This window comes from Mucilaginibacter sp. (assembly GCF_036383575.1).
Taxonomy (GTDB): Bacteria; Bacteroidota; Bacteroidia; order Sphingobacteriales; family Sphingobacteriaceae; genus Mucilaginibacter.
Genome location: NZ_DASVOB010000080.1, coordinates 1 through 5,578, shown reverse-complemented (window position 1 = coordinate 5,578; position 5,578 = coordinate 1). Strand labels below are relative to the sequence as shown.

Below are 5,578 nucleotides of genomic sequence, written 5' to 3'. Positions count from 1 at the left end.
CGGGTTTAAAAGCCGGCTGGCAACGCGGTGAGATCCAGTTGCAGGATAACCCTGTTACATTTGATAACCAGTTTTATTTCAGCTTTAATGTAAAGCAGCAAATGCCTGTCTTACTAATTGACGGTGGCGCGCCAGACCCTTATTTAAAAGCTGTTTTTGCATCGGATGCTTTCTTTGCCGCAACAAGGGTTGCCGATGGCAATGTTGATTACGCGGCATTGAATACTTATCCGATAATTATCATCAGTGATATTAAAACCATTGCTACCGGACTGGCCCAACAATTAAAAACATACGTTACAAAAGGAGGGACGCTGGTGGTGTTTCCATCGATAGAGGCTGATCTGGTTAATTATAAATCTTTTTTGTTAGGCTTAAACACCGGATATCCTGAAAAACTGGTAACCCAGGATATAAAAGTAGCTGCTATCAACAGGCAGAGCCCGGTATTTAAAAATGTGTTTGAAAGTTTTCCTCAAAACCCCGACCTGCCATTGGTTAAAAAATATTACCAGCTAAGTAAAAGCGGTGCTAAACAGGAAAACCTGATGAGTTTGGCTACCGGCGAACCTTTTTGGGAAAGCTATGACAGCGGAAAAGGGAATGTATATGTATCTGCCGTGCCGCTTAATGAAGATTTCAGCAATTTACCAAGGCATGCCTTGTTTGTGCCGGTGCTATTCAGGATGGCGCTGTTAAGCGGGCATGATCAACCTCTATTTTACACACTCGGTGCCGATGAAAACTTTGAGGTGCCACCGGTGCAAACTACCGAAAAGCAATTGCTTAAACTTACCAAAGGCGATCAAAGCATTATCCCCGATGTAAAACAGCAGGAGGGAAGCACGTTATTGTATGTTTCGGATCAGTTACGCGAACCGGGAATATATTCGCTCAGGAAACAGGATAGTACATTGGCCACCCTTGCTTTTAATGATAACCGGGCCGAATCGGATATGAGTTATTTTACAGCAGCCGATCTGGAAAAAATATTGCCAAATGCAAAGCCCTTATTAACAGTGAGTAACGGCTCAATAAAAAGCGTTGTAGCCGAATCAAATTTTGGCACACAATTATGGAAACTTTGTATAATTTTGGCGTTGATCTTCCTGCTTGCCGAAATATTGTTAATTAGGCTCTATAAGCCTGATCAACAGGGTCTTATTCAAGCGGGATAGTTCGATAAAAATCTACACATAAAGCAGTGCTAATGAATTTGCTTATCAAATCAGCCACTATTCTTGATCCCGGATCATCCTTTCATCAACAAGTTGCCGATATTTTAATTGAAAATGGTGTTATCACCCGTATAGCCGATGATATTGACGCCGATGTTGAACTGTTTGACGCCGAAGGCAAATATGTATCCCCCGGTTTTTTCGACCTTAACTGTAACATAGGCGAATTAGGCCTGGAAACTAAAGAAGACCTTCGTTCCGGTACCAACGCAGCTGCAGCTGGTGGCTTTACAGGTATAGCGCTGATGCCAAACAGCCAACCGCCTGTGCACTCTAAATCAGAAGTAGAGTACCTGCTTAACCGTGCAAAAGGTAATTTGGTTGATGTTTATCCGCTGGGAACCATATCGCAAAAACGTGAAGGAAAAGACCTTGCCGAAATGTACGATATGTATCAAAGCGGCGCCAAAGCTTTTACAGATGGCAGTCGTCCGGTGCAGGATGCCGGTTTAATGGAAAGAGCTTTACTGTATGCGCAAGGTTTTGATGCGCTGGTTTTCTCTTATCCTGAAGATACTGCGATAGCCGGTAAAGCTAAGGTCAATGAAGGCGAGATCAGCACATTGCTGGGCATGAAGGGGATTCCTTCACTGGCGGAAGAGCTGATGGTTGCACGCGATCTTTATCTGGCCGAATATACCGTATCACGCATCCATTTTTCTACTATATCAACTGCCCGTTCGGTCGACTTGATCCGCGAGGCCAAACGCAAGGGTATTGAAGTTACCTGCGATGTTGCCGCACACCACCTGGTGCTGACTGACGAAGCTCTTTTAGGCTTCGACAGCTTATATAAAGTTAAACCGCCGCTTCGTACCGCCGATGATGTAGCCGCGCTGATAAAAGGTTTGAAAGACGGAACTATTGATGCCATAGTATCGCAGCATACCCCACACGAAATTGAATTTAAAGATGTGGAGTTTGAGGTTGCCGAATATGGTATAACAGGTTTGCAAACTGCTTTTTCTCTGGCTTTAAAAGCCGGCCTGCCGGTTGAACTCATAGTTGAAAAACTGGCTATCAATCCACGTGAGATACTCGGTGTTGAAACGCCGGTTATCGCCGAGGGGGAAAATGCCAACTTGGTAATTTTTGATACTGATGACGAATGGGAATATAGTGCTGCTAACAACAAATCTAAATCTGCAAACTCGCCGTATATCGGGCACAGTTTAAAAGGTAAAGTATTGTTAACTTACAACAATCAACAAATCTTTAAATAATATACCTATGATCGATCCAAAAATAGAAACCGCCTTTATAGCAGCGCTTGAGGCTTTCTCAAAATACAACAGCTTTGATGCAACGCAGTTAACCGATGAGTTTGCCGACGTTTTTGCATCCGATGAAGATTTTTTATCAAAAGTAGATGAGCTTGATGCTGTTTTTGATGAAAATCCTGAAGTGGAAGAACTTCGCGAAATATTCTTCGACTTGCTTATGATCAATTTCTTCAGTGCCGATGTTAAAAAGCTGGAAGAAGATTATCTTGATACCCCGGAGTGGGAGAGCATTGAAGAAGAAACACTTGACCGCGGTACCGAATTGCTTAATCTTTTGCTATACCTTAATGAGTGCGAAGACGAAGATATTGAGCCGGAACTGGAAGATTACCTGAAGGAATTTTTATTAGTTGATGAAGATGAGTTTCAGGACGAATACAGGATTTATGAGCCCGTTATCGCCAATCAGATCCTGATAGAAAGCCCGGTATCTGAGATCAGTAAAGTAGCGGCAACACTTCCTGAAGATTCAGAACTAAAGGAACTGTTTTACCCAATGCTCTGCTTCTTCCAGAATATCGATCCATCTGATGAGGAGAAAAAAGAGATCGCCGATAACGCCATCAATAAAGAATTTGATATGGCAGTATTCGAGATCCTGGTTAGTTTTCAATAGTACACACAGCGTTTAAGTATATATCACCAAATGAGTGAAGAAACAGATAAAAAGATAAAGAAGCAAGGATTGATCAAAGGGGTATTCTTAGGGTTGGTAATATCAGCCATAAGCATTATTTACTTTTATTTTATGGTTACGCTGGCCAAATCGGCTGTGATCATCACTTTTGGTTCAATGGTGTTTTCATACTTTCTGCCTTTAGCGGCAGCTGCTTTATTTTCGTTAAACCTTCGGGCCAAAATAGGCGGACTATGGACAATGCGCCAGGCCGGTACCGGAATTTTTATCATGTTTTTTGTTTCGTACCTGATGGTTTTTATTATTAAAGACCAGCTTTTTGCAAAAGTAATTGAACCCAATATGGTTCAAAAAACAGAGGTAGCCATGGTTAGTGCCCTGAACAAACTAAAGGACGAAACTACAAAACCGGAGGAGAAGAAGGAAGCTGATGCTAAAATTATAGAAATGAAAAAAGCATTTGATGCCGAAAAAACGGTTACCATTGGGCAACAGATCCAATCGTTAGGGATCAGCATTATATTCTTGTTTGTATTATCAATAATTTTTGCCGCGTTCTTTAAGAGAGAACCGGCAGGACCCGCCTCCTGATTCAAAAGCAGAACCGTAACAAAACAAAACAAGCCTTTCAAAATCTGAAAGGCTTGTTTTGTTATATAAGCTCCCTGCTGACTTAAAAATAAAGATGTACATGATATAATTGTTTAATGAATTATTGGTTAATTTTAACCAAACACTAAACACTTGTATCATGGAAGTAAAAAAGGCGAGTCCCTCGCAACCGGCCCTGAAGTGGGCGTTAATTAATCTGGTAACTTCAATAGTTATCACTTATGCGTTCCAGTTCATGGATCTTGATCCGAATTCATCCCTTAAATACCTGAGTTTTCTGCCTTTCCTGGCATTTTTGTTTCTTGCCCAAAAAGAGTACAAGGATCAGCTTGGAGGCTACCTAACTTATGGCGAAGGCTTTTTATCAGGATTTTTGTATACCATTTTCACCGGGGTATTCATAGCCATATTTACATACGTTTACTATGCCATATTAAGCCCCGAAATGGTAAATAAGATCATCGATGCATCACAAAAGAAGATGACCGAAGACGGCAAATTAAGCCAGGATCAAATTGATGCAGCTTTAAGCATGACCCGTAAATATTTTGCGGTATTTGCTGTAGTGGGAGTTGTTTTTATATACGCCATTTTCGGCACAATTGTAAGTCTGATCTCGGCAGCAGTGTTTAAAAACGAGCGCTCACCGTTTGATACCACTGATAATTATGAAAGTCCAAAGCCAACCGATCCGGCGGTATAAAAAAAGCTGAAAGCAGAATGCACAAAGCTTAAAGCTAATACCGTTTGACTATTACAGCATTCAATTGACTTATTTCAAATTAGTCGATGAAATTCTATATAAAACAAAACAGGCCTTTCGAGTGAAAGGCCTGTTTTGTTTGTATGTGCTTCAGAAGGCCAACTAATCGCTGACCTCCAACTACTAATCACTACTTTTTCATCACCAGCTTCACGATATCGTTACCAAAAACAAATACCATCAGGGTAACTAATATTACAAAGCCTACAATTTGCGCGCGCTCAAGGAACTTATCGCTCAATGGTTTGCCCTTGATCATTTCAATGATCAGGAACACGGCGTGACCGCCGTCAAGTGCCGGGATAGGTAACAGGTTCATTAACGCCAATACCATCGAAAGGAAGCCCACCAGTGTCCAGAAGTGAACCCAATCAACAGTGCCGCCAAACAGGTTGGCTATCGCTACCGGGCCGCTTACTGCTTTTCCTGGGGCAACGTCGCCTTTAAATATTTTGCCGATACCTTTCGCGTTATCCCTGAAAGTTCCCCATGCTCTTTCAGCACCTATAGGGAATGCTTCAAAGAAACCATATTTAACAGTTTTGATATCCGGGAAATCGGTTTTTGCGCGATAGAAACCCAATTTGCCTTCAGCAGTAACCTGTGCGTTTAAGCTTACCAACTGATGATCGCGTTTTACACCAAGTATAACTTTTTTGCCTTTATTGGCAAGCAATTGGGTTTGCAGCTCATCGTAAAAAATAACAGGGTGGTTGTTGGCCATTACAATGCTGTCGCCCTTTTTTAAACCTGCCTTTACAGCATTGCTGCCCGGTTCCAGCGAATCAACGATGAACTTTGCACGGGGCAGGCGACTGATAAAACCTTCTATATCATGATCGCTAAGATCATTCAAAATAGTGCGCGGGATCTTGATCTGCAAGGTTTGGGTACCGCGTTGTATAGTAAATACGGTATTGTCCAAAAGCACCTGCGGGCTTGTAAGGTCATCAAAACGTTCGAAAGATTTCCCGTTTATAGCGATAACCTTATCGCCAATTTGAAGGCCTATTTTTTTACCAACCTCGCCCGGTACAATACCATA

5 protein-coding genes and 1 pseudogene are annotated in these 5,578 nt (G+C 41.9%); 5 read left to right on the top strand and 1 reads right to left on the bottom strand.

The window, feature by feature from the left end:
* The 5 genes and pseudogenes from VF500_RS02950 to VF500_RS02930 form a co-directional block, all read left to right on the top strand.
* Positions 1–1,178: pseudogene (locus VF500_RS02950) on the top strand (hypothetical protein); the annotation flags it as partial.
* A gap of 32 nt (positions 1,179–1,210) precedes the next feature.
* Positions 1,211–2,461, top strand: a complete 1,251-nt coding sequence (locus VF500_RS02945; protein ID WP_330858244.1) for a dihydroorotase — start codon at positions 1,211–1,213, stop codon at positions 2,459–2,461.
* A gap of 7 nt (positions 2,462–2,468) precedes the next feature.
* Positions 2,469–3,137: a hypothetical protein gene (locus VF500_RS02940; RefSeq protein WP_330858243.1), complete on the top strand. Its 669-nt coding sequence runs from the start codon at positions 2,469–2,471 to the stop codon at positions 3,135–3,137.
* Between the two features lie 30 nt (positions 3,138–3,167).
* A complete protein-coding gene (locus VF500_RS02935; RefSeq protein WP_330858242.1) occupies positions 3,168–3,749 on the top strand; it encodes a DUF4199 domain-containing protein in 582 nt (193 codons plus the stop codon).
* A 160-nt stretch (positions 3,750–3,909) separates the two neighbouring features.
* Positions 3,910–4,473 carry a DUF4199 domain-containing protein gene (locus tag VF500_RS02930; RefSeq protein ID WP_330858241.1) on the top strand — a complete coding sequence of 188 codons (564 nt, stop codon included), beginning with the start codon at positions 3,910–3,912 and terminating at the stop codon, positions 4,471–4,473.
* A gap of 190 nt (positions 4,474–4,663) precedes the next feature.
* Here VF500_RS02930 and rseP read toward each other — a convergent pair.
* On the bottom strand, positions 4,664–5,578 hold a 915-nt coding region (gene rseP, locus VF500_RS02925), incomplete at its 5' end, for an RIP metalloprotease RseP (protein ID WP_330858240.1).

What these genes read in the sequence shown, in the direction of transcription:
- VF500_RS02940 (WP_330858243.1), top strand. Translation starts at nt 2,469, where the DNA reads ATGATCGATCCAAAAATAGAAACCGCCTTTATAGCAGCGCTTGAGGCT.
- VF500_RS02930 (WP_330858241.1), top strand. Translation starts at nt 3,910, where the DNA reads ATGGAAGTAAAAAAGGCGAGTCCCTCGCAACCGGCCCTGAAGTGGGCG.
- VF500_RS02945 (WP_330858244.1), top strand. Translation starts at nt 1,211, where the DNA reads ATGAATTTGCTTATCAAATCAGCCACTATTCTTGATCCCGGATCATCC.
- VF500_RS02935 (WP_330858242.1), top strand. Translation starts at nt 3,168, where the DNA reads ATGAGTGAAGAAACAGATAAAAAGATAAAGAAGCAAGGATTGATCAAA.